We start from the raw sequence: 1,553 nt of genomic DNA, 5'->3' as shown, positions 1-1,553 counted from the left end.
GGACGACGCGGTGTGGGCGGAGCGGGGGGAGAAGGCGTTGCGGGAGCGGGTGCGGGAGTTGACGGAGGCGGTGCGTTCGACTCGGCGGACGGTTGTCGCCGTGTCGAACGAGGTGGGGTCGGGGATCGTGCCGTCTACTGCGTCGGGGCGGCGGTACCGGGATGAACTCGGGCGGTTGAACGCGGGGTTCGCGGACGAGTGTGAGCATGTGCTGCTGGTGGTGGCGGGGCAGCCTGTGGTGCTGCGGGGGTGAGACGGTACGCGGCGTCTGGGCTGGGGTTGGGGTGGGTCCGCCCGCAGCTAGGTGTGCTGTTCGGACAGGTTGGTGACGCGGCTGGCTGGTGTTTGGCCGCTGATGCCGGTGTGGGGTCGGTGGTAGTTGTACCAGTCCAGCCAGTCGGGAAACGCTGCCTGGCGCTCGGCGTCTGAGGTGTAGGGCTGGTGGTAGGCCCATTCGTCGAGCAGGGTGCGGTGGAAGCGTTCGACCTTGCCGTTGGTCTGAGGACGCCAGGGCCGGGTCCAGCGTGGGCTGATGCCCAGGTCGCGGCAGGTGTCGCGCCAGGTGTTCTTGGTGTAGGCCCAGGCGTTGTCGGTCAGGACCCGCTCGATGCTGACGCCGTGGTCTGCAAACCAGGCGGTTGCTCGTCGTAGGAAGGCCGCGCAGGTGGCGGCTTTCTCGTCGGGGAGGTCTTCGGTGTAGGCCAGGCGGGAGTGGTCGTCCAGGGCGGTGTGCAGGTAGGCGTATCCGGTGCCGGTTTTGTTGCGGCGGCCGTCGGCCCGGCCCAGGACCTTGTGCCCGCCGCCGTCGGGGATGCGTCCGAGCTTTTTGACGTCGATATGGAGCAGGTCGCCGGGCTGGGCTCGTTCGTAGCGGCGGACGGGTTCGCCGGTGGCCCGGTCGGTGGCGGTCAGAGCGGGCAGTCCCTGGCGCGTCAGGATGCGGTGGGTGGTGGAGGCGGCGATGCCGCATCGGGCGGCCAGCCGGACGGGGCCGATGCGGTGTTCGCGCCGTAGCCGGACGACCTGCTGCTCGATGGCGGCAGGGGTCTGACGTGGGCTGTGGTGGGGGCGGCTGGAGCGGTCGTGCATGCCCGCTGCCCCGTTCCGGCGGTAGCGGTCTGTCCAGCGGGCCGCGGTGGTGTGGCTGACCTGGAAGCGTTCCGCGGCTCGTCGTAGCGGCCAGCCGTCTTCGACGACACACCGGGCCAGACGCAGCCTGCCGGTCGGAGTCAGCGGGGCATTACGGTGGGACAACGAGGGCTTCCTGGACGCCGGTTGTAGATCTCGCAATCCACACCGAACCCAGAGGCCCTTGCCCCGTTCAAGGACCACTCAAGGCGTGTCGCCCGTCACCAACGTCCCCGGACAGCACATCTAGGTCTGCTTGCGGGCGATCAGGCGGTACGTGTTCGCGAAGCGGGTGCGGCGGGCCAGTGGGGCGATGAGGTGGTCTGCCACCGCCGCCAGGGCCACCAAGGGGATACCGGCTCGAAGCAGGGCGTCGCGGAGGTGTTGACGGGCCAGGGGCGGGGGGATCGCCCGCCACGGGGTGT

The 1,553-nt window shown here is 70.0% G+C and carries 2 protein-coding genes; one reads left to right on the top strand and one right to left on the bottom strand.

Annotated features, from left to right (window positions below):
• A partial coding sequence (locus CA983_RS43510; RefSeq protein WP_208637181.1) for a bifunctional adenosylcobinamide kinase/adenosylcobinamide-phosphate guanylyltransferase occupies nucleotides 1–253 on the top strand: 253 nt, incomplete at its 5' end.
• A 47-nt stretch (nucleotides 254–300) separates the two neighbouring features.
• On the opposite strand, the gene CA983_RS43505 is transcribed toward CA983_RS43510, so the two are convergent.
• On the bottom strand, nucleotides 301–1,254 hold the full coding sequence (locus CA983_RS43505; protein WP_167407563.1) for an IS481 family transposase: 954 nt from the start codon (nucleotides 1,252–1,254) through the stop codon (nucleotides 301–303).
• Between the last annotated feature and the right edge of the window lie 299 nt (nucleotides 1,255–1,553).

Source organism: Streptomyces swartbergensis (genome assembly GCF_002148965.1).
Taxonomy (GTDB): Bacteria; Actinomycetota; Actinomycetes; order Streptomycetales; family Streptomycetaceae; genus Streptomyces; species Streptomyces swartbergensis.
Note: the sequence above shows the minus strand (reverse complement) of the source record. Positions and strands in the feature narration are given on the sequence as shown.